A 2,377-nucleotide genomic window follows, 5' to 3' on the forward strand; every position below is an offset into this window, starting at 1 on the left:
ACGAGACGAAATACACCAATCGAATAAAGAGTAAGGCCTATTTGTAATGGATAATTTCATATTCGGTTTATGGTTATTGGTACTCATAGCTATTTCCTAGCTATTTCTTTTAATTTTTACAAAATTACCAATTTAAAAACACATTTAAAATCTTATTCACATTTTAATATATACTTAAAAAATATAAGTATATAAATTATTAATTTTTATTTTTTTGTTCTAATACTTTTTTATCAATATCAGGCTTTTTCTCTGCTTCATATTTTTGAACAGGTACATGTTTTGTTTTTTCGATAAACTCAAAATGAGCTTTTACCTTTTCTCTCCATTGAATGGGGATAGATGGGTCGTTTGGATCGGGATATAAAGCAGGATCGGTATATGCTTCGGGAGTGTCTTTTAAGCGTAAATTTTCATAGCCTTTACGTTTAGCTAATAAACGCCAGTCGAACTCAGCATTGCTTGTTCCGTTATTATTTTCAACCACTTCGAAATAATGGTCGTGCTTAACTATGTGAACATTATTAGGTATTTCGTCTATCATCTGAATAAACACCTTATAAGGATTATCGTTATTGATGGTAATTGTCTCAAGGAATAGAGGATCTATATCAATTCTAGCTCTACCATTAACTAATCTAGCAGTACCATAATCTTCAAAATAATTTTCGGGCGATTCAAGGCAATACAAGGCTTTTGGACCTTGTGAAGTTCTCATTACACAACTTTTTGTACCACTTCCCGCTAAACCTCCTGAGTAATAAACTGCATTACCTGATGTTGTTGTTGGGTTATATGCATAAACTCCATACCATTCACCTTGAAAATAGCCTCCATAGCCATATAAATCATGTGTATTATTTGAAATTCCGACTACAGCTTTAAAATCAACTGCTTTAGAAGTACCATCTCCTACTTGCCCTTGCACCCCAACATTTGTGTAACTCGTCAAATCGGTATTGATACCTAATACTCCATAGCCCCCCACAACCGATGTTTGTCCGGTTACGCCGGTAGTACCTGTGCCCAGCATACCTAAACTTTGAAATGATGAAAAACATGAAACCAAATTACCCACACTATTGGTATAATAGCCAGCAACTCCGGCTGATTGATTACCCGTTTGAGATGTTCTTCCAAGTGTTCCAATACAAAAAGAAGCACTCCCAGCTGGTGCAGCTTGCCAACCATAAACCCCTTGTTGTCCGTTAGCGGATGAACCCGTAGCAATAACTTCGCCGATAACACCAACAACCGGCCATGAACTATTTGTACCCGAAGTGCCTCCAAGTCCTATTCCTCTTATACCTGCATCACATTTAGAAACACCGGTAAATCCATTAAATAAACTACCATAAGCATAACCTCCTGTATAAGTTATGTTATCTGCTGAAGTTATTGAAGCATCATTACCTGCATCAATAAATGGGAATTGATCGCCCGAGAAAGATGGAACATATGTTGATGATACTCCTGAGCGATGCATTATTAAACCAACATCACCGCCTGCCATAAAAGATCCTTTTACATTAGATCCATCATAATAAAAAGCCCATGTTTGACCAGCATCATATACTCTAGCATTACCATTATAAAGTGGACGTATATAAGACTCATTTGTTGGTCTTATCCACCATTCAACATTACCTGGAACTGTAGGAGGTTGTGCAAAAGGCGTCCATGTGCCTCCGCTATGTTTATATTCTAAGGTTCCTCCATTATCTCTAAAACCATAGCCAGAGGCATCAAAAGTCGTATTAAAATTGATATATCTGCTTGAGCCACTTAAAGCAATTCCAGTGCTATGAATACTTAATTGCCGTCCGTTTGTTGTTGTAGCAAAAATTAAGCGGTCATTTGCTTCTAACATTATACGAGCATCATAATCGCTTGAATTATCGTTCGAAAAATCAATATAAGGTGTTCCGGCACCATCACTTTCACGCATTTCCATGTATGCAATCCCATTCCCATCGTTTCCGAAACACACATTCCCGTTGGTAGTTAAGCCAAAGCGTCCCACTCCAACTACATCGAGTTTTGTTCCTGGTGAAGCAGTGCCAATACCTACATTGGTACCATTATCATATATTTGACTACAAGTAAGCGTAGTTGAAGTAGAGGTTTTAGGTATATAATTAGCGGTAGCACAACTTGCTGTCACTCCTGTATTGGTAACGGTAAAATTCGGATATGAACCAGTTACCGAGATTCCTGTTCCAGAACCAATACTTACTGTTTGATCGGGTGCCGTATTTGAAATGGTATTGCCAACAATACTTATTCCAGTACCTGCAACATAACGCCCTAATAATTGCCAAGCTGAACCATCGTAATAATAATACCCCGGAGTATTATCGGTTTGATAAATTAATAA

The 2,377-nt window shown here is 37.3% G+C and carries 1 protein-coding gene; it reads right to left on the minus strand.

What is annotated here, in order from left to right; all coding sequences use genetic code 11:
* Positions 1-199: 199 nt before the first annotated feature.
* On the minus strand, positions 200-2,377 hold a 2,178-nt coding region (locus HPY79_12515; GenBank protein NSW46624.1), incomplete at its 5' end, for a hypothetical protein.

The sequence above is a fragment of the Bacteroidales bacterium genome (assembly GCA_013314715.1).
Lineage (GTDB): Bacteria > Bacteroidota > Bacteroidia > Bacteroidales > GWA2-32-17 > Ch61.